24 protein-coding genes are annotated in these 20,437 nt (G+C 47.6%); 7 read left to right on the top strand and 17 right to left on the bottom strand.

Annotated features, from left to right (window positions below; genetic code table 11):
- Positions 1-93: 93 nt before the first annotated feature.
- Complete coding sequence (locus tag L985_RS05250) at positions 94-1,554, bottom strand: MDR family MFS transporter (RefSeq protein WP_047390922.1); 1,461 nt, start codon at positions 1,552-1,554, stop codon at positions 94-96.
- A gap of 145 nt (positions 1,555-1,699) precedes the next feature.
- Here L985_RS05250 and L985_RS05245 point away from each other — a divergent pair, with 145 nt between their 5' ends.
- Complete coding sequence (locus L985_RS05245) at positions 1,700-2,515, top strand: SDR family NAD(P)-dependent oxidoreductase (protein WP_047390919.1); 816 nt, start codon at positions 1,700-1,702, stop codon at positions 2,513-2,515.
- A gap of 41 nt (positions 2,516-2,556) precedes the next feature.
- Here the strand turns inward: L985_RS05245 and L985_RS05240 are convergent, their stop codons facing one another.
- The 7 genes from L985_RS05240 to rnz are packed head-to-tail and all read right to left on the bottom strand — an operon-like array spanning position 2,557 to position 7,308.
- Positions 2,557-2,928, bottom strand: a complete 372-nt coding sequence (locus L985_RS05240) for a hypothetical protein (protein ID WP_023467636.1) — start codon at positions 2,926-2,928, stop codon at positions 2,557-2,559.
- Positions 2,929-2,955: 27 nt separating this feature from the next.
- On the bottom strand, positions 2,956-3,519 hold the full coding sequence (locus L985_RS05235) for an ECF transporter S component (protein ID WP_235609862.1): 564 nt from the start codon (positions 3,517-3,519) through the stop codon (positions 2,956-2,958).
- Positions 3,516-4,469 carry an ATP-binding cassette domain-containing protein gene (locus L985_RS05230; RefSeq protein WP_047390913.1) on the bottom strand — a complete coding sequence of 318 codons (954 nt, stop codon included), beginning with the start codon at positions 4,467-4,469 and terminating at the stop codon, positions 3,516-3,518. Before L985_RS05230 ends, L985_RS05235 begins: the two co-directional genes overlap by 4 nt.
- Positions 4,405-5,124 carry a hypothetical protein gene (locus tag L985_RS05225; protein WP_047390909.1) on the bottom strand — a complete coding sequence of 240 codons (720 nt, stop codon included), beginning with the start codon at positions 5,122-5,124 and terminating at the stop codon, positions 4,405-4,407. Before L985_RS05225 ends, L985_RS05230 begins: the two co-directional genes overlap by 65 nt.
- Positions 5,102-5,506: a DUF4430 domain-containing protein gene (locus L985_RS05220; protein WP_029341142.1), complete on the bottom strand. Its 405-nt coding sequence runs from the start codon at positions 5,504-5,506 to the stop codon at positions 5,102-5,104. Before L985_RS05220 ends, L985_RS05225 begins: the two co-directional genes overlap by 23 nt.
- Positions 5,503-6,399, bottom strand: coding sequence for a hypothetical protein (locus L985_RS05215; RefSeq protein WP_047390905.1), 897 nt, complete (start codon positions 6,397-6,399; stop codon positions 5,503-5,505). Before L985_RS05215 ends, L985_RS05220 begins: the two co-directional genes overlap by 4 nt.
- 3 nt (positions 6,400-6,402) lie before the next feature.
- Positions 6,403-7,308, bottom strand: coding sequence for a ribonuclease Z (gene rnz / locus L985_RS05210; protein ID WP_047390902.1), 906 nt, complete (start codon positions 7,306-7,308; stop codon positions 6,403-6,405).
- Positions 7,309-7,416: 108 nt separating this feature from the next.
- Between rnz and L985_RS05205 the strand changes: the two genes are divergently transcribed.
- Complete coding sequence (locus L985_RS05205; protein WP_023467629.1) at positions 7,417-7,596, top strand: hypothetical protein; 180 nt, start codon at positions 7,417-7,419, stop codon at positions 7,594-7,596.
- A gap of 62 nt (positions 7,597-7,658) precedes the next feature.
- Here L985_RS05205 and L985_RS05200 read toward each other — a convergent pair whose 3' ends face one another.
- Both L985_RS05200 and L985_RS05195 read right to left on the bottom strand, forming a co-directional pair.
- Positions 7,659-8,783: a M20/M25/M40 family metallo-hydrolase gene (locus L985_RS05200; RefSeq protein ID WP_047390897.1), complete on the bottom strand. Its 1,125-nt coding sequence runs from the start codon at positions 8,781-8,783 to the stop codon at positions 7,659-7,661.
- A gap of 229 nt (positions 8,784-9,012) precedes the next feature.
- Positions 9,013-9,975, bottom strand: coding sequence for an aromatic acid exporter family protein (locus L985_RS05195; protein ID WP_231925702.1), 963 nt, complete (start codon positions 9,973-9,975; stop codon positions 9,013-9,015).
- Between the two features lie 76 nt (positions 9,976-10,051).
- Between L985_RS05195 and L985_RS05190 the strand changes: the two genes are divergently transcribed.
- From L985_RS05190 to L985_RS05175, 4 genes are all read left to right on the top strand, one after another.
- Positions 10,052-11,128 carry an N-acetylglucosaminidase gene (locus L985_RS05190; RefSeq protein WP_047390889.1) on the top strand — a complete coding sequence of 359 codons (1,077 nt, stop codon included), beginning with the start codon at positions 10,052-10,054 and terminating at the stop codon, positions 11,126-11,128.
- A 57-nt stretch (positions 11,129-11,185) separates the two neighbouring features.
- Positions 11,186-12,121: a manganese-dependent inorganic pyrophosphatase gene (locus L985_RS05185; RefSeq protein ID WP_047390882.1), complete on the top strand. Its 936-nt coding sequence runs from the start codon at positions 11,186-11,188 to the stop codon at positions 12,119-12,121.
- Positions 12,122-12,206: 85 nt separating this feature from the next.
- Complete coding sequence (gene fadH / locus L985_RS05180) at positions 12,207-12,971, top strand: 2,4-dienoyl-CoA reductase (protein ID WP_047390879.1); 765 nt, start codon at positions 12,207-12,209, stop codon at positions 12,969-12,971.
- 274 nt (positions 12,972-13,245) lie between these two features.
- A complete protein-coding gene (locus tag L985_RS05175; protein WP_047390876.1) occupies positions 13,246-13,959 on the top strand; it encodes a ZIP family metal transporter in 714 nt (237 codons plus the stop codon).
- 77 nt (positions 13,960-14,036) lie between these two features.
- On the opposite strand, the gene L985_RS05170 is transcribed toward L985_RS05175, so the two are convergent.
- The 7 genes from L985_RS05170 to L985_RS05140 all read right to left on the bottom strand — a co-directional run bounded on the left by L985_RS05170 (position 14,037) and on the right by L985_RS05140 (position 19,401).
- Entirely contained in the window at positions 14,037-14,663 is a 627-nt protein-coding gene (locus L985_RS05170; RefSeq protein WP_029341134.1) for an HD domain-containing protein, read from the bottom strand.
- Positions 14,645-15,181: a GNAT family N-acetyltransferase gene (locus L985_RS05165; RefSeq protein WP_052169377.1), complete on the bottom strand. Its 537-nt coding sequence runs from the start codon at positions 15,179-15,181 to the stop codon at positions 14,645-14,647. Before L985_RS05165 ends, L985_RS05170 begins: the two co-directional genes overlap by 19 nt.
- Before the next feature lie 65 nt (positions 15,182-15,246).
- Entirely contained in the window at positions 15,247-15,969 is a 723-nt protein-coding gene (locus tag L985_RS05160) for an amino acid ABC transporter ATP-binding protein (protein WP_029341132.1), read from the bottom strand.
- A gap of 13 nt (positions 15,970-15,982) precedes the next feature.
- A complete protein-coding gene (locus L985_RS05155; protein WP_029341131.1) occupies positions 15,983-16,642 on the bottom strand; it encodes an amino acid ABC transporter permease in 660 nt (219 codons plus the stop codon).
- 57 nt (positions 16,643-16,699) lie between these two features.
- On the bottom strand, positions 16,700-17,473 hold the full coding sequence (locus L985_RS05150) for a transporter substrate-binding domain-containing protein (protein ID WP_047390868.1): 774 nt from the start codon (positions 17,471-17,473) through the stop codon (positions 16,700-16,702).
- A gap of 287 nt (positions 17,474-17,760) precedes the next feature.
- The gene (locus tag L985_RS05145; protein WP_023467616.1) at positions 17,761-18,186 is read right to left on the bottom strand and encodes a BrxA/BrxB family bacilliredoxin; all 426 of its coding nucleotides are present in this window, start codon (positions 18,184-18,186) and stop codon (positions 17,761-17,763) included.
- A 30-nt stretch (positions 18,187-18,216) separates the two neighbouring features.
- Entirely contained in the window at positions 18,217-19,401 is a 1,185-nt protein-coding gene (locus tag L985_RS05140; protein ID WP_047390865.1) for a class I SAM-dependent methyltransferase, read from the bottom strand.
- 110 nt (positions 19,402-19,511) lie between these two features.
- Between L985_RS05140 and L985_RS05135 the strand changes: the two genes are divergently transcribed.
- The gene (locus L985_RS05135; RefSeq protein ID WP_047390861.1) at positions 19,512-20,285 is read left to right on the top strand and encodes a sporulation protein; all 774 of its coding nucleotides are present in this window, start codon (positions 19,512-19,514) and stop codon (positions 20,283-20,285) included.
- Positions 20,286-20,437 lie beyond the last annotated feature (152 nt).

Raw genomic sequence — 20,437 nt, 5'->3', positions numbered from 1 at the left:
TATTTAACGTATACACCTCGGGCAAATCGTCTTAGTTAACGTCACCTATCGCTAAATGACGTTTACAACGAAATACTCGAAATATATTTGATTTTACGATCGTGGATCGTCAGGTCGAACTTTTGGTAAACGCCAAGTCATCGCGAACGCAAGAATGGCACAAACGACCCCACCAATGAAGACGTAACGTAATCCATGTGATAACGCGATTTCTGCCGCATACTGCACGTCCTGTCCGAACGTTTTTGCCGTACTCGATTGGAAGAATGGATCAATCGCGTACCCTGAAAGCGTGTCCGACGCTGCAAACGAACGAAGGATTGATAGGTTGAAGATCGTACCAAAGATTGCAACACCGAGCGTCTGCCCCGTCGTACTCAAGAACGAGTTGACGGCGGTCGCTGAACCACGCAGTGACCAATCGACGGAAGTCTGCAAGACGACCATAAAGACCGGTTGTGAGAGACCAAAACCAATTCCGATCAGCGAAACGGCAAGATAGATGAAGACATCACTTGATTCGCGCGTGATCAACGATAAAATCGTCGTACCGACGATCAGCAGTCCCATTCCGGTCATCGTCCGGTACCGGGGCGAAGCGACACCAATCGTCCGTCCACCGATGATGGCGGTCAGCGTCCAAAAAAGCGACAGTGGCATCAACATGAAACCAGCTTCGGTCGGACTCTTCCCGAGTACCCCTTGGGCGAAAATCGGAATATACGCTGACATCGAGACGAGTACCCAGGCGGAAAAGAAGACCGCTAAGTTGATTACGAGAATGACGGGATGACGAATGACCGCTGGCGGTAAGAGTGGATCGCTCGCCTTTTTCTCGACTCGGTAAAATGTGAACAATAACACGAAACTAATGAAAAAACTCGCTAGAATGATCGGACGCAAGAACGTCTCCGACTCGCTCCCCGACAATAAGCCGTACAGAAACGCACTCATCCCGAGCGCAAACAACAAAGCGCCTCGGTAATCGATTTTCCGCTCCGTTTCACGGACCGTCTCTTTGTAGTAAACGACGATCATGAAGAACGACAATAACGCAAACGGTACGTTTAGTAAGAAAATATACCGCCACGAGAGCGATTCGACGAGGAATCCACCGACGAGTGGTCCAGCGACACCCGAGATTCCCCAAACCGCGCTCAGAACCCCTTGAATCTTACCTCGTTCCTCATATGTATACAAATCACCGATGATCGTCATCGCAATCGGCAATACGGCTCCTGCCCCGATGCCTTGGACGGCGCGAAAGACGATCAACATCTCCATCGATTGAGCAAGTCCACAGGCTAGTGACGCGACGGTGAAGACACCAATCCCGAATAATAGAACCCGTTTTCTCCCATATAAATCTGCCATCTTTCCGTAAATCGGCGTCGAGACCGCCATGAACAATAAGAACCCGGCAAAGATCCAACTGACTAATTTTGCCCCGTTCAGTTCACTCGCCATGACAGGCGTAGCTGTTGCGACGATCGTCCCCTCGATCGCAGCTAAAAACGTCGCGAGCAACAAGGCGACGGTTACTTTTTTTCTCATCTGTTCCACTTCCCCTCTACTGTTCTATCATACTGGTTGGACCAGTGATAAGAAAAGTAAATGCTTACGAAACAGGATTCGCGGGAACGGTATGGAATGGTATACACTAGACTCAGATTCACGATTTCGAATGGAGGAATGTCCTATGTTACGAAAAACGGCACTGATTACCGGTGCATCGGGTGGAATCGGACTAGATCTCGCTGTCCTCGCGGCGCGAGATGGCTTCGATTGTGTACTCGTTGCCCGCAATGAGAAGAAATTGAAGGAGCTTCAACAGGTCCTTGAAAAACGCTATCAGATTAAAGTCTATGTATTCGCTGCTGATTTATCACTAAGCGACAGCGTTGATCGTCTCGTACAGTACTTAGAGGAGCAAGAATTGACAGTCGATCTATTGTTCAATAACGCTGGCTTCGCTACGTCGGGACGCTTTGCGGAAATTGATCCAACAGAAGACATCAACTCAATCCAGGTCAACGTCGTCGCCTTGACGGATTTGACGAAACGTCTTTTACCAGGAATGGTTGAGCGCGGCTTCGGACGCATCCTGAATGTCGCATCCGTTGCCGCCTTTATGCCAGGACCGTACATGAGCGTCTACTACGCGACAAAAGCCTATGTCCTGTCGTTCTCGGAAGCACTCGCAACGGAAGTCGACGGCTCTGGCGTCAGCGTAACCTGCCTCTGCCCGGGACCGACTGATACGAACTTCTTCGACCGGGCGAACATCACGCTACCGTTTAAGAGTATGCCGTCGCATCTCGTCGCATTCGCTGGGTATCGCGGTATGCTCAAAGGGCGTCGCGTCGTTGTTCCAGGTGCGAGCAACCGCGCCATGGTTTCCTTGTCTCGTCTCTTGCCACGCCGCCTGTTAACAGAAGTGACAGGTCGAATCCAAGATCCTGCTCGCCAGCAAGAATCGTCGACAGAAGAAGATCTCCTGTACGCGAATTCATAAAAAAAGGAAGGACCAGATAGCTGGTTCTTCCTTTTTTGTATTTATGCCTCGTGATGACGAAAACGCCGTGTCGCATAACGTTTTACGCGATCGAACGTCGTCGTATAGCGATACAGATAACGAATGACGAGCGCACCCGTGATCGAGACGATGTAGCCCGTCGATAAGACGAGTAACCAGGAGACAATCGCAAGGAACCATGAACTCTCGAATCGTAAATGTTGCCAAAGTAATCCTTCTGATGAGGTAATGAGCATGGCGCTTGGGAAGATGGCGGCAGCAAGTAAGTAACAAGCAGCGTAACGTCCTCTAATCGTACCTTTCATCAACAGAATACTGCCAAACACTAAGCCGACACTCGAGACGATGAGCAACATGACGACATAAGCAAGCGAAATCGACGATCCCAGCATATGCCTTCCCTCCTGTTCGGTATGTTACTATTCTGTACCCCTCTTTTCATCGAATGAATGCATAATTCGTAAAAAAATCGGAAACAATATCCAAATGAAGATCGCGTTACTGAATCCGTGAAGCATATCAAATGTTCCCCCGGCTACAAGCAGTGTCAAAAAAGCTTGCCACGAGAATCCGGTCAATACCAAGAACCCGAGATTGCTCACCCATCCGTATAAAAAACCAGCGAGAAATCCATACCCAGTCAATATGATCCGGGATCGAAGAAATGGAACGAATCCTAGACTGGCAATCGTTGCATACGCCAGCGCTTGAAAGAGGACGAACGGACCGCTTCCGAGAAACAAGCTCGTTAACACGACGACAAGCATCCCAGAAATGGCACCGACGATCGGATGGATGAAGACGGCTACTAATAAGATGAGTGCCGTTGCCGGCTGGACGTTCGGCAAACTGGAGAACAACAATCGTCCGACGATTGCCGCTGCCGTGATGATAGCGATGAACCGTAATCGTTGATCCGTCATCGGTAGTTTTTCGAAGATGATCAAGAACAGACCCATAATCAGAATCGTTGCGACGATCATACAAATAGCCGGCTTTCACGTAAAAATTGCTCCGTTGGTCCGTCAAACGCTACTTCTCCGTGCACGAGATAGATGATGCGCTGTGCTGCTCGAATCAGAGCTGAGTCATGCGTCGCCATGACAATGAGCGTCGTCGGGTTCGTATTCCACGAATTGATGAAAGTCGTTCGATCCATGTCATCGAGACCCGCTGTCGGCTCATCAAAGTAATAGCTGTCTTTACTCCAATCGATACCGTCCAAGAGACGTTTTTTTTGTGTCGTAAAACTACCGCTTCGATCGTCTAATGGCGCAAGCATCGGATGCGCTGGTACATAATGCGTCTCCCCCGACCGCCGGACTTTTCCGTACAGCGGTCGCTCGACACCGAGCGCGAGTCGTAGTAACGTCGATTTCCCACTACCATTCGCACCAATGATCGCAATGCGTTCACCTTGATGAAACGACAATTTTTCTGTTGCGAGTGCATAGCGTATCTGTAACGGATAACGGTGTTGGACGTTTTCGATCCGATTCAGGGTACGACCTGTCAATTCAGTAGCGCGACTCGTAATTGACAAGTCGGATTGTATCGTCATCGAGCAATGAATCTGACAACCAAACCGTCGTTCGATTTCTTCAAGCAATCCCATCAATCGCTTTCGCCTGACATGATCAAGAAAGAGAAACGGTTCCGACAAGAACAGGGTCTTTGGTGACGAAGACAACGCATGACCGAGTCCGACGAGCTGTTGTTCTCCGGATGAGAGTTCACTCGACTCCGCTTCAAAAAAAGCTTCTAGTCCAAGCAAGGTCGCGAGTTCTCCTGCCCGAAACAAGGAACCCGTCGCCAGAAGATCTCGGACACGTCCATGTAGTAAGCGCTCCGGTGTCAAGACGGGTTGTTCATGTTCGCTTGCCTGTTGACGTAGTCGCTCTTCGCGATCGGTGTCGGTATACATGATAGGCATCCCGGATTCCTCCTTTTGTAAATAATAGCGCTATGGGCAAAATCATCGCCGGAATGATTGCCCATGGTGTCAGACAAAGAGTCAGTCCTGTCGCAAGCAACAAACCTGTCTGAACATCACGTCGCGTGATCGGCCTTAAACGAGACGGTACCGCTTCAATTGGTAGGATATGATAGGCTGCCATCCGCTCCAGTCGAACAGCAAGCGACGTATCCGGATGACTCATCTTGACTTCGGGCCAAGTGCGTAAGAAAGACGGAATCAGCGCCAGCACCATACCCGTCAATCGTGTCAGTCGAGGTAAGAAACGAAACAACGGTCCCATCTGATCGAGTCGAACCAATGTAAAAACCCATTGACTCGAGGTGATGAATAGCGTCACTTGGACCGTCGTTTCATAAATCGCTATTGTGTCGATACTTGCACCATAAAGAAGCGGGACACACATCATGACGGCATAGAGGGCTGGAAGTAACAGATATCGAAAAATAGTCCGTTCTTGAACGAATAAAAACAACAGCAGATGATAGACGACGATCACTGATTGATTGTGTGTGAGGACGAATGGGATCGTAATCATCTCGATGAAAAAGAGAGCGACGTTCACTGGGTGAAGTCGCTCCCGTTCTGGTTTACTCAAAATAAGCCATTGCATCTTTTTCAAATCGCCATTCGAGACGATCTCCTTTTTTCAGTTCATAACTTCCGGCACCGACTTCGCCTGGTTTGCCGTTGACTCCGAAGACCCAGCCACTACCTGCTCCGGCGGACTTTTCGCGAATCCCATCGACTGCCGTGACATATGCCATCTCACCTTTGCCTGTTTTGACGACATCGAGCGTCGTATCTTCAAGTGCATCCAGTGCTGTATCTTTTTCGTTCAAGCATACGTCTTTATCAAACAACGTCTTATCCTTAACGTGATCTACGACCGATACCTTGACTTCCGCCTCACAAGACGCTGTTTGTTGTTCCTCTTTTGCTTCCGCGCAACCGGCAAGTAAGACGATACTTGCAGCAAATAACCATTTTTTCATCGTACGACTCCTTTTCGCCTTGATGTCTCAAAGCTGTAATTGTATAACAGAATAGTTTTATCACGTAAGGATTGACCGTCAGAACGGTAATACGTCAGACGGACCGCATTCGCTAAAACATCGTCCCCTGTATTGACGTACGGAATCAGTTTCCCTTCGTCATCAATCAAGAAGACCGTTGCATCCTGCAGACTAAACGTTTCATATAGCCCATCAAGGTCCATCTCGACGTAAGGTGTTTTGGAATCATGTAAGATTTCATGAATCGACAGTTTTCGTAACGTCTCAAATGATTGATTCGCATCAATCAGTTTCTGGTAATACGATGCCAACGATTTCGTCGTTAACTCTTCACGTGGTCGATAGGAAATCGTTCCTGTCAGCTCCTGGTAACTCACATCGTAACGAATGAAGCGTTTCGGTGTTTCGACGAGCATCTCAAACGAGGCGTTCCTAAGATTCCCACCACGATCGAACATCAACTGACTTTGTTCCATCCGCAGTCCCTCTTCACCGACACGTCGTTCGATTTGAGAAAGGAAATTGTCGAATGAGTCATCCGTGATCGTCACACGACCAATCTGTTGTGTTTCTTCCCGCAACATTCCAGCATCAAACGGACCGAGAAATAGTTGGAACAGGAAGAATAAGAACCCAAAGAGTGCCATGTACCGTTTATAACGCGAGTTCTTTTTCGGGTGCAGGACGATCAGGAAAATGATGATGCCGAGCGGTAACTGAATATCATAGACTGGAAACGACACGGCCCCGAGACACGCATAAAAAATAAACTTCATGTACAAGTATTTTTCTTTTTCCGTCCGACGTTCGAGTAAAAAACCTAATCCGCTAGCAGCCAGTAAAAAGAGTGCCCATAGAATGAGAAAGTCCATCGTCTATCCTTTGACCGGGACGACCCGGTGATCAAACATGAGATGGCTGTTCGCGAATACTTCTCGCGCCTCTTGTTCCAGTACTTCCTCTTGATCGACATAACGAGCAGATACATGCGTCAATAGAAGCTTTTTCGCTTGTGCCGTTTCTGCAATGACAGCTGCCTGTCGAGCGGTCGAGTGACCGAAGCGTCCCGCATGTTCGACTTCCCGATCGGCAAACGTCGCTTCATGGACTAATACATCAACATCTCGTGCCAGTTCGATCGAGGCCGCACACGGCATCGTATCGCCAAGAACAGCTAGCTTGACACCCGGTTTTGGTGATTCTAAAAAGTCGGACGACGTATAGACTGTTCCTTCGAATTCGAAGGTATCTTCCAGTGTGATTCGGCGATAGATCGGGCCAGATGGCACTCCAAGTGTCTTCAGTGCATCCACACGCAAGGCACCCCGCTCTTCTGGTCCTTCGAGTCGGTACCCGAACGCCGGGAAACGATGCTCAAGCGACCGCGCCGTCACGCGGAATCCGTCCTGTTCATAGGTTTGACCGTCTTCGACTTCAACGATCCGGAGTGGATAACGTAGATATGTTCCTGTGATGCGTAATGTCGCGTCCATCCATTCCTTGATCCCGGTCGGTCCATAGATCGTTAGCGGTGTCGTGCCTTCAAGCGCTGCTCTTGTGCTAATGAATCCTGGTAAACCAAAGATATGATCCCCATGTAAATGGGTAATGAAGATTGCGTTGACTTTTCGTGGTTTGATCGGGCTGTGTAAGATTTGATGTTGCGTTGCTTCTCCACAATCGAACAACCAGGTCATTTTGGGGTGTAACAAGGCAATCGATGTGACGTTTCGTTGTTTCGACGGCATACCGGCTCCTGTCCCTAAAAAATAAAATTCCATCTTTTTCCCCTTTTCGTAAAATTAGCATTTTTTATACACAAAATACACCTTTCTTCTGGTGAAGCATGGTAAACTGTACCTATTCAGATTTGGAAGGTGGTTTTTTCCATGACTAAGATTGAACGGACCTATGCCCGCATCGTCCGGGAAGCCCGCAAACTGAACGAGAGTTATCGGCAAAAATACGGAAAGTCGATTCAAATTGATGAAATCGCTTCGACCTTATTATGTACAGAAGAACTCGTTCTAGAGTCTATGGAATATGTTGATCGTCCTCAAGTAGTTTAATCGTACAATGATAAAGAGTGTACCGCAATGTTGCGGTACACTCTTTTTTGTGTTTCATCAGCTTATTTGTTCGTGATGTAATCAACTAACGTCACGCACAGTTCCGCTGTTTTGACGAGTTCTTCGATTGGCATCTTCTCATTCGTCGTGTGGATATCTTCATATCCGACAGCCAAGTTGACCGTTGGGATACCAAAACCAGCAATGACGTTGGCATCTGATCCACCACCAGAATGTAAGAGGCGTGGCGTGCGTCCGAGTTGTGTGATCGCTGCTTTCGCGACTTCGACGACTTGATCTCCATCCTCGAACTTGAAGCCCGGGTACATGACTTTGACTTCAACTTCAGCACGACCACCAAGCTCTGCTGCCGCTTCTTCGAACGCCGCTTTCATCTTCTCTGTCTGTGCTTCCATCTTCGGAGCGACAAGTGACCGTGCTTCCGCGAAGATTTCGACATAATCACAAACGATGTTCGTTGATGGACCACCACCGCTGAACCGTCCGATGTTCGCTGTCGTCTCTTCATCAATCCGACCGAGCGGCATTTTCGCGATTGCTTTTGACGCAATCGTAATCGCCGAGACACCTTTTTCCGGTGCGACACCAGCGTGAGCTGTTTTCCCGAAAATCTTCGCATTGACTTTTGCTTGCGTTGGAGCAGCTGTAATGATGTCTCCGACTTTTCCATCTGAATCGAGTGCAAAACCGTAATCGGCATCGATTTTTGATGGGTCAAGAACCATCGCACCGACAAGTCCAGATTCTTCACCGACTGTGATGACGAACTGAATTTTCCCGTGAGGTTGTTTCGTTTCATTCAATACATGCACGAGTTCGATCAGAGATGCGAGACCTGTTTTATCATCTGCCCCAAGAATCGTTGTGCCGTCCGTCTTGACGTAACCGTCCTCGATGATTGGTTTAATGCCTTGCCCCGGAAATACCGTGTCCATATGGGAAGTGAAATAAATTTTGTCGACCTCTTCTTTTGTTGCTGGAAGTGTGACGATCAAGTTATTTCCTTTATGTTCGGTCTTAGACGAAGCGTCATCCTCGAACACATCACATCCGAGATCCTCGAACGTTTTTTTCAAGTGAGCACAAATCCGTGCCTCCTCTTTTGATTCCGAATCAATCTGGACAAGTTCTAAAAACGTATCTAATACGCGTTGTTCATTGACCATGACAAAACCCTCCTCCTAATATGTTTCAATCCATTAGCGCTTTTTTAGTATACCATCCCCATCGTCATTTGCACTTCTGAAAGGTTGTTTGTACAATGGCATTAATCAGTTGATGTAAGAGAGGAGTAGTGGATATGGCAAAACCATCGAAACAACAACGCATCATTAAATGGACGACAATCGGGATTTTAGCAATCTTCCTGATCGGTACGTTCGCTTCGACGATGTTTTATTTCTTTTGATTGACGTAGCGTTGTTTTAAACGTAAATATTGCTCCGCTTCTTGTAGCATGTGCAGTAAGGCAGAGCGGACCTCGAATTCCTCCCGCGTGACGGGTAAGGCAGAGGCACGAAAACGTGTCAATAACGCCTCTAGTTCTGAAATGTACACCATTGCGTCGGCTTCAGGTCGGACATTGTCACCAATCGTCCGAAAGAAGTCGGCGACTTTTTTTCCTTCTTCGACGACGAGGACGAGTTCCTCGGCATGATGGACGATACCGCGTAGTAACTCGAATTGTTGTTCGCGCATCCGGAAGTAGGCATAATCTTCATCATCGTTCCGACGACCGATCGCGTTTCCCATCCGTTTTAAGGCGGCATCCTTCCCTTCATGTAACAGACGTTCTGTCTCGTCAAGCGTCAACGCATGATGATTGACCCGCCCTGTCTCAATCGCAGCGGCGACTTCGAAGAATAAGGCGGCGATTCGTTGGTCGATCTTTTCTCGCCGGTCGTCAATCAATAAATCAAGACTTGGCATGTACATGTTGACAAGTAATCCGACACCAACACCAATGCCAAGCAATAAGGATTCGTTCAGTAAGATGTGCGCGTTAAGCTGACGTTCCGTATACAAATGGGTCAGAATGACGACACTCGTGATGAAACCGTCCTGAAGTCGGAGGCGTTGAACGGATGGAAGGAATAAAATGAAATAGATCAATAACGTCACCGGACGATAGCCGATGACCTCGAATAGAATGAATCCGAGCACGATGGCAAGTAATGATGCCATGATGCGTTCGTAAGAAGACCGAAACGTTTTCTTTCGTGTCGACTGGATGCTCAAGATAGCGATGATAGCAGCGAAGACGTAATAGTCGAGCTTAAGCTGTTCTGCGATCCACATCGCGAGCGCAGCAGCGACCGCTGTCTTCAGCGTGCGATAACCGATTTGCAACAGGTTCACCCCCTTTTGTTTTTCTTTGTTAGACTACCTACGTTGGACAGGAATGTCCATTGCTTTTTAAAGGACGTGATTTACTTTGACGACACGCACTATCCGCCCCGGTCGTCCCGTGCGCCGGACCGGTTCGATAAAAGGATTACTTTTTTTCTTCCTCATCGGAGTTCTCTTGTTCTTTTGGCTCCGCGAGGAACCCAAGACTGTCTTAACCCCACCAGCGCCTTATACGGCTGAGCGCTATGAAAAAGGCAAAATCAACGAGCAAGACTTCCAGACGTTCGCCGAAGCGAAGGAGTACGCGGGACAGCGTGGTGCTGTCAAGCGTTCATCGGACGACCGCTACGTCTACCTCGGTGGACCAGGTACTGGGATCGTCGATGATCGTGGTATTCTATCGATTCATCGTGATCCTGAGTTAAAGAAACGGCTCACGTACGTCGCTTCCGGCACACGTGTCCAGTTGCTTGAGTTCGGTGAACAGACAAGTCGTGTCAGCATCGCCGGCGTGACGGGTCATGTCCCAACGGACCGCTTACGTCCGTTCCCGGCAGAACGAGTCTCGAATGCATCATATTATCAGACGAAAGGAGATCGTCTCCTTCACTACATCGTCGCGGACAGCGGACTTGGTGGACTAATCGTTGCCGGTGAAGCGACGAAAACGACTCCTCGGACGACAAAATATGTTGAATCGAAGACATTAACACGTGATTTGACGAAGCCGACGCGCCTCAGTGCCAAACAACTCGATGCGTTCATCAAGGAGCAAGCACCGGACAGCCCCTTGATCGGTAAAGGAAAAGTCTTTAAGTCCGTTGAAAAGAAATACCGTGTCAACGCGGCCTATCTACTCGCACACGCCATCCACGAATCCGATTATGGACGGTCTGAGATTGCCCGCGAGAAAAATAACTTGTTCGGCGTCAATGCGACCGATTCCGCGCCGGGAGAAGATGCGACAGTCTATAAATCCTTGACGGACTCGATTCAGCAGACCGGTCGTTTCATTGCAAAGGATTATCTCGATCGGGACGGTCGCTATTACCGTGGCGCGTACCTCGGAAACAAACAAAAAGGGATGAACGTCTTTTACGCGTCAGACCCTTTCTGGAGTGAAAAAATCGCTGGTATCATGGTGAAAATGAACGCTTTCTAAATCCGAGATATGATACACTATAGGGCGAGACAACAATCATTGAGGAGTGAACACGTCATGGAAAAAGTTTTAGTATTTGGTCACAAGAATCCTGATACCGATACGATCACATCGGCAATCGCTTATGCAGAATTAAAGAAAGCACTCGGTGTCAATGCCGAAGCCATCCGCCTTGGTGAAATGAATGATGAAACGTTATTCGCACTCGATACGTTCAAAGTGACAGCACCACGTCTAGTGACAGAAGTCGCAACGGAAGCATCACACGTCATTTTAGTCGACCACAACGAACGTCAGCAAAGTGCGAACGATATCGATGCTGTGACTGTCACAGAAGTCATTGACCATCACCGAATCGCAAACTTTGAGACATCAGATCCTGTTTACTATCGGGCTGAACCGGTCGGCTGTACAGCAACGATCCTGAACAAGCTCTACAAAGAGCATGGTGTTGCAATCAAACCAGAAATCGCTGGTTTGATGCTGTCCGCAATCATTTCCGACTCGCTTCTGTTCAAATCACCGACTTGCACGGAGCAAGATATCATCGCAGCGCGTGAACTCGCAGAAATCGCTGGTGTCGATGCGAACGTCTACGGTCTTGAGATGCTCAAAGCTGGAGCTGATCTCTCGAAGAAATCCGTCCCTGAATTAATCTCACTTGATGCAAAAGAATTCACGATGGGAACACTCAAAGTCGAAATCGCTCAAGTCAACACGGTCGATACAGCAGAAGTCTTGCTTCGCCAAGAAGAACTCGAAACAGCAATCAATGAAGTCATCCTTGCAAAAGGTCTTGATCTATTCGTCTTCATCGTCACGGATATCTTGACGAACAACTCAGTCGGACTCATCCTTGGGAAAGAAGCAAATCTCGTTGAGCGTGCTTACGGTCTTGAAGCGACGAACAACCTTGTTTACCTCGAAGGTGTCGTTTCACGTAAGAAACAAGTCGTTCCTGTCTTAACAGATACAGCTCTTGCAACACAATAAGTTCGAAAAAGAAGGAGTTCGCTCCTTCTTTTTTGAATAAAGAATATGAATGGCTGTTCATTCATTACATAAAGGAGGAATCAATATGACACAAACGATCATGGTGACGGGTGGAACAAACGGAATGGGGAAAGCGATGGCGCTCGCCTTAAAGGAAGCCGGCTGGAACGTCGTCGTTACAGGACGCGACGCGGAACGCTTACAGCTGATGGACGAAGCTTTGAGTCAGATTCAAGGCGAACATCTGACGATTCAGATGGATGTCCGTGACGCAGACGCTTGTCTGGCTGCTGTCAATCAAGCACGCGAAAGGTTCGGTCGTCTCGAGGCATTGATCAACAATGCTGCCGGGAACTTCATTTGCCCGACCGACGAGTTATCACCAAATGGCTGGAAGACGGTCATCGATATCGTCCTCAACGGGACATTCAACTGCTGTCATGCTCTGGTCAAAGGATGGCAGGAAGATCAAGTCGTTGGCGGACAAATCGTCAACATCGTCGCATCTTATGCGTGGCAGGCTGGCGCTGGTGTCGCTCCGAGCGCCGCTGCGAAAGCCGGTGTCCTGAACTTGACGCGGACGCTTGCCGTCGAATGGGGCTATAAATATCAAGCCCGTATCAACGCGATCAGTCCAGGACCGATCGAACGGACAGGTGGTGCTGACAAACTCGCATTATCACCAGAACACGCGGAACGAATTCGCCGCAACGTCCCGCTCGGTCGGTTCGGTACACCGGAAGAGATCGCAACACTTGCAACGTGGATGGTGTCAGATCAAGCCCGCTACTTAAACGGAGAATGTATCGCTCTTGATGGTGGACATTGGTTAAATAAACAACCGTTCTAATGATTGAGATGTAATGGCTCAAGAAGTCGGTCTCCACAAAGATAAGAATGACGCATTTCACGTCACTCCTACAGGAAAAAGCGCATCTTTGCACTGTCAGAGACGAACAAGCTAGTTTTCTTGCTTGTATCTCGCCTGAGGAAAGGACGTGAAAAGACGCGTCATTCTTTTTTTGAGTCAGCCCCTTGCATGCGTCTCGAACTATTTTTCTTTCTTTTCGCTATGTTTATGAATTATCTAGAACAGGTAGAAAGGACAAGAAGGAGGCGATCGTATGTGGGAAGCGTTCGGTTGGGGAGCGTTAGCAGGTGGTGCCGTCGTCATCGGTGCCCTGTTTGGATTGTACTTACCCTTAAAACAACGACTGATCGGCTATATCATGTCGTTTGGGACCGGCATCTTGATTGGAGCAGCGACGTTTGAGTTACTCGATGAAGCATTAAAGAAGTCAACGACACTCGTTGTCGCGATTTCCTTCATCGTCGGAGCACTCGTCTTTACAGGATTCGACCTATTCGTTTCGTCACGCGGCGCGAGTAAACGAAAACGCTCATCTGGTGGGAACGAAGGCACGGGAACGGCGATTTTCTTCGGGACGATCCTTGATGCGATCCCTGAATCAATCATGATCGGTGCCAGTCTGTTATCCGGAAATGTCAGCGCGGCACTCGTCGCGGCCATTTTCGTCAGTAACATTCCGGAAGGTTTATCGAGTACGACCGGTTTGCGAAAAGATGGCTTCTCGAAGAATAAAGTATTGCTGATGTGGGGAGTCGTCTGGTTGATTTCCGCTCTCGCTTCTCTCGCTGGCTACACGATTCTTGCAGAACTCCCGGACATGCAGTTTGCCATGATTGGTGGCTTCGCAAGCGGTGGGATCATCGCGATGCTCGCTTCGACGATGATGCCGGAAGCTCACGAGGAAGGTGGTGCGATCGTTGGTCTGTTCGCAGCACTTGGGTTGATTACAGCAATTATCCTCAGTTAATAACAAAAACAATGCGCACTTTCCGTAAGCTTAGTCGGAAACGCGCATTGTTTTTTAGTCATTTCGAAAATCGGTCTTCAGCTGTCTGTCGTACCGTCCCACTCTTGCTTGAACCGAGCAACAAACTCTTCCATATAGCGATGCCGCTCCTCTGCTAAATGAAGTGCTGCTTTCGTATTCATTAAATCTTTTAGTCGGAATAACTTTTCTTCAAAATGATTCAGGGCACTCGTCTCTCCCGTTCGGTCACCGGGCTCTCGTGGTGCTAGTCCAGGCACATGCATCGGCTCTCCGAACCGACCAGCGAACTGAAACGTTCGTGCAATTCCAATTGCACCAATCGCGTCGAGACGATCAGCATCCTGGACGATTTTCCCTTCGATTGTCCGCATTGGAGGGCGTGTCCCGTCTTTATAGGACAAGCTCGTGATGATGGCTAGAATCTGTTCCTGTTCTTCTTCCGTCACCTTTCCTTGCAAGAAGGTCGCGACCTTCTCTGCCGTTCCCCCGAGTTTGCTATCTGCTACGTCATGAAGTAAGGCAGATAGTTCGATGATTTTGACATTTCCGCCTTCTTGTTTGGCAATATGTAACGCTAAACGACGAACCCGTTCGATATGGGCATAATCATGACCTGAAAAGTCCGTCGCGTGAAACGACCGGACGAAGATTTCTGTTTCTTGAATCATTGTAGATTCCTCCATTCTGGTTCGAGTAATCCATAAAGTAACATGTCATGCCGCTCTCCGTCTCGTCGTAAAAAGGCACGGTATCTTCCTTCCTGTACGAATCCAAGGCGTTCGTACAGCTTAACCGCACGTGTATTATACTCAAAGACCGTCAATTGAATCCGGTACAGGTTCAGCTCTAAGAAGGCGTATTCGAGGATTGTCTGTAGCGCATCCGTCGCATACCCTTGCCCTTCACAATCCGGATCGATCCCGATCATCAGCCATGCCGTTCCGTGTGTAAATAGAATATCTTCCAGTGCAACGACGCCAATCATCCGTTCATCTTCAAAATTGCGAATGGCAAAACGGAATGTTTCCGGTGCATCTGTCGCCATCATCTGTTCGACCTTGTCCATCGATAAATGGCGGTATGGCGTCGCACTAAAATGACGGGCAAACGTTACATCGTCAAGTAGACGTTGCATCACTTCGGTATCTTCCCGTTGAAAACGCGTCAGCCGGATGTGGTGACCTTCCAGTAGTTTTTTCAATTTTATCCCCCTCTATACTAAAAAACCGAAAAACGCTAACCCTTTTCAGAGTTAGCGTACTGTGATCATAAAACTTTTTCGAGGAATTTTTTCGCCCGGTCCGTCTTCGGATTGTCGAAAAGTTCAATCGGTGAACCTTCTTCCATCAAAATTCCTTCATCGAGGAACAGGACACGATCCGCAACTTCTTTCGCGAAGCCCATCTCGTGTGTGACGATGACCATCGTCATCCCACTCTCAGCCAGCTGCTTCATGACGTCAAGAACTTCGTTGACCATCTCCGGGTCAAGAGCGGACGTCGGTTCATCAAACAGCATGACGTTCGGTTCCATCGCAAGCGCACGGGCGATCGCGACCCGTTGTTTTTGCCCACCTGACAACTGGTTCGGATAATTATCGCGTTTTTCCGCTAGACCGACACGCTCAAGTAACGTCTCCGCCCGTTTAACTGCCTCATCCTTTGAGATACCAAGGACGTTAATCGGTGCGTACGTCAAGTTATCGAGAACGGACTTATGCGGGAACAAGTTGAACTGTTGGAACACCATCCCGATGTTCTGACGTGCTTTTGAGATATTTGCTTTTGGTTTCGTCAATTCGAAACCATCGACGATGATTGTTCCACTCGTTGGTTGCTCCAGTAAGTTGATACACCGCAGAAATGTTGATTTACCGGATCCCGACGGTCCGATGACAGCGACGACTTCACCGCGTGTAACCGTCGTCGAGATACCTTTTAATACTTCTAATTTTCCGAACTGCTTATGCAAATCGGTGACTTGGATCATAGGTTCCATCTGATTACCCACTCTTTCTCATAGCTTTTTCGACTTGTTGGCCTATCAAGCTCAATCCCATGACGAGAACAAAATATACGAATCCGGCAAACAATAACGGTTCGAAATAAATCGCCTTTTCTCCTCCGACGATTTGCGCACGACGCATGACATCAAGCACACCGACCGTCGAGACGAGTGCTGATTCCTTCGTCAACGTGATCAATTCGTTCATGATCGCAGGAAGGATATTTTTAAAGGCTTGCGGTAAAATGATCGAACGGAGTTGTTTGAAATACGAAATACCGAGCGCATCCGCCGCTTCCCACTGTCCACGATCAACAGCCTGAATCCCTGCCCGGATGATTTCCGAGATATACGCTCCGGAGTTTAGGGAGAAGGCAATGATTGCCGATTGATATCCTGTTGTGACATACCCTGTCAGTTGCGGTAATCCGAAGTGGACGATCGCCAGTTGCAAGATCAGTGGTGTTCCCCGGAAGATCGCCGTGTAGGCATGACCGATGAAACGGAGAACCCGGCTCTTCGTGATTTTCAGTGCCGCGACGACGATTCCGATCAGCATCCCGGCAATGGCCGCCACGATGACGACTTGGAACAGGACCGGAATCCCCTCGAGAATATATGGAATTGAATCTTGAATCTTTGTAAAGTCTATCATAATCAATCTCCTAACGTCGCACAAAAGGGATGAGGTTACCCCCACCCCCATGCACTTGACTTATTTTGCTTCTTTTTGGAACCATTCTTCTGCCAATTTTTCGATTTCACCACTGTCGATCATCTTCTTCAACTCTTTGTTGAAATCGTCACGCATCTTGTCACCTTTTTTGAAGGCGATCGCTGAACCAGCTGGACCATCTTCTTCAATCTGGTACGTTTTCAGGGATGCATCTTGATCCATGTATTTGACGGCTACTGCATCCTCGATGATGAGGGCATCAATCCGACCTGTATTTAATTCTTGAATGATTTCTGGGATTTTGTTTAAAGGAACCGCTTCGCTGTCTTTAAAGCGATCTTTTGCGAGTCCCTCTTGGATGGAACCAAGCTGGACACCGATTTTTTTGCCTTTGAGTTCGTCTTCCGAACTAATGGCTTTATCTTTCGTCATGACTAAGTTTTTTGATTCGAAGTAGATATCCGTGAAGTCAGCGTTTTTCTTCCGCTCTTCTGTTGGTGTCATGCCCGCCATGACGAAGTCGACACGACCTGAGCTGAGGGCACCAAGTAAGCTACCGAACTCCATGTCTTCGATTTTTAAGTCATACCCGAGATTTTTCGTGACTTCTTTGGCGATCGCAACGTCGAATCCGACGATGTCCTCTCCTTTTTTCGTATCGATGTATTCAAATGGGAAGTAATCCGCTGACGTTCCCATCGTCAATACTTTATCACTTTTACTTGATCCACCTGTTGATTCTTCCGACGCGCCACATGCTGCCATCGTGACTGCCAGAATGCCTGCCATTGCCGTTGCTAATAATTTTTTCATTCGAGTTTTCCCCTTCCAACGCTCAATTGTCAGAACTTTAACAATAGTATGACTTATGTGTATGTCCAATTCAATACCGAAAAGCCTGACCTGTTCTATTGCTTTTAGGATATACGAATATTTATTCACTGTAAAGCATAAATATATAAATTTTTTTGACTTTCTATTCATAATTCATGCATAAATGACTTTTTATACAGTTTTGCAAACGCTTTCAAATTTCAAATTTATTATTTTAATCTCATGAATGCGCAAAAAAAGACCCCTTTATCAGGAGTCTTCTTTGTTTATGCGTAGATTTCAATCAATGATTCAAGTTTCTCGACGACCTCTTCTGCCGTGAACGATTCGATGTCGAACCGCTCAACCATCGAGAGGATGTTTCCGTCTTGCATTAATGCAAATGATGGAGATGAAGGTGGATAACCTTCGAAGTATTCACGTGCACGGTCTGTCGCTTCGCGATCTTGTCCAGCGAATACCGTAACGAAATGATCGGGCTTGATGCCCTCTTTCCGATTGACATACGCTGCAGCAGGACGGGCGATCCCGCCAGCACATCCACAAACAGAATTGACAAGGACAAGTGTTAACCCTTCGCGTTTCATTGCTTCATCCACGCTTTCTGGCGTCGTTAATTCTTCAAATCCAGCAGCTTGCGCTTCTTTGCGGGCTGTTTGGACAACATCTTCAAAATACATTTGGAAATCCATCGTATTGCCTCCTTTGATTCGTTCTCCATCTTATTGTACGAGTTTCGGTGAAATCTGTCCAAGTCTGCCGCTTAATTCACTTTCTAAAAATGGACGGGCATGCAACAAATCACGGAACGAGATGTAGCGGTCGATTTTTTCTTCTGTTGGTCGTTTATTTTGTTTATAGGCGCGAATCAAGATGTTCTTCGGTGTGTGCTCGAGGTCGATGAATTCGAGGAGTTGCGCTTCATAACCGACGAGTGTCAATAACTCGGCACGAATCGAATCTGTCGCAAGTGATGCAAATTTTTCTTTAATCAGTCCGTGCTGGAGCATGACATCGAGTGGCGAACAGTCGAGTTGACGGTTCAATTCCTTTTGACAACACGGTACGCTCAGGATGACTGATGCATTCCAGTCAACAGCTCGCGCGAGTGCGACATCGGTTGCGACATCACAAGCATGGAGTGTCACCATCAGGTCGACTTCCGTCTCCCCTGTGTAATCATGAACGTCCCCGACGCGGAATGTTAGATCGGTATAATCCAGATCACGCGCAATTTGTGTACATTCTTCGATGACTTCTTTCTTTAAATCAAGACCTGTCACTTCGAGGTCAAATCCTTTGACGACTTTTAGATAATGATAGAGAGCGAACGTCAAATACGATTTTCCGCAACCGAAGTCTAGGATCCGAAGTTTTTTTCCTTTTGGCAAGGCATCAATGCTATCCTCGACGAATTCAAGGAAGCGATTGATTTGTTTAAACTTATCGTACTTTTGCTTTTTGATTTGTCCCGCTTCCGTCATGACGCCGAGGCGAATCAGAAACGGAACCGGCACACCGTCTTCTAATAGATAGGTTTTTTTTCGGTCATGCGACAAGAGAGCTTTCATCGGTTCCTTTTTGGATGTCTTGAGCGCGACTTTCATCTTTTTCGAGAGCTGGAACTGCCATTCTTCTTCTTCAAAACGGAATAAGAATTGGCGGAATTCCGTGAACCAGTCATCGAGTCGCCCGACGAAATCGTCCATTAAAATATTTTCATGCTTCATAACGCGTTCAAATTGAAACTCAACCTGCATCATCACCGTATCTCTTAATAGAATCGGTTTTACCTTGATTCGTCGGAGATCATTTGATTTTTGACGCGGATTACTTATCGTTGCATGGATCAGTGTTCCTTGCGTGATTTGCGAGGCAAGGCTCGCTTTTAATTCATGTAGTTCCACTAGTCGTCCCGTCCTTTTCTGATGTTCTTTCGAAACTGTAGCAAATTCGTACCTGTTCGACAAGTTTACACGCTTCATCATTCGCACATAATCAAAAGGAGGAATTCATCATGTTCAAAAAAATTCTCTCACAAATCGGAATCGGTGCCGCAACGGTCGACACACGGTTGACGGATGATCGCTGTGAACCAGGCGGTCAAATCCACGGTGTCGTCCATATCAAGGGCGGAAACGTCGATCAAGAAATTGACCGGATTTATCTTGAATTCAACACGCAGTACAAACAAGAAGTCAATGATAGCACGACATTTACGACCTTCACGCTCGACCGGTTTGCTTTAAATGAAGCAAAGTTCACGATCGAAGCGGGTGTCGAGCGAAAAATTCCCTTTACACTACGCGTGCCACTGAATACGCCACTCTCGGTCAGCCAATCGAAATCGTGGATTGAGACGGGTCTCGACATCGCTCAAGCCGTCGATCCATCGGACCGTGACGCCGTCATCGTCGAAGCAAACCGTTACCAAGCAACAGTCTTAGATGCCATGGAGTCACTTGGCTTCCGATTGAAAAAAGCCGACACGGAAAAATTACCTGGACGATTCCGGAAAGATTTACCGATTGCTCAGGAGCTTGAGTATTCAGCTCGCAATACACACTACGCTCATAAACTGGATGAGATCGAAATCATCATGCTTCAAGACGGATCTGGGATTGATTTAATCGTCCAAGTCGACCGTCGTGCGCACAGTCTCGGATCATTATTCAGTGAAATGGCTGGTGCGGATGAGTCGATGATCAAATTGCGTCTGTCCAATAGTGAATTGCAAGATCAACCGTTCGTCGAACGTCAGCTGACAAACATCGTGGAACGCTATAGCTAATCAATCGATCGAATTTACTTGAAAGTGATTCCTCTTCAGGGGAATCACTTTTTTATTGAATTTTATTTCAATTTGAAATCGTTTACATATAAAATATTGTTTTAAAATAATCCCCTTGCTATACTGTCCGTATTGAAAAGAATTCCAGTCAC

This window comes from Exiguobacterium sp. ZWU0009 (assembly GCF_000798935.2).
GTDB classification, from domain to species: Bacteria; Bacillota; Bacilli; order Exiguobacteriales; family Exiguobacteriaceae; genus Exiguobacterium_A; species Exiguobacterium_A acetylicum.
Note: the sequence above shows the minus strand (reverse complement) of the source record. Positions and strands in the feature narration are given on the sequence as shown.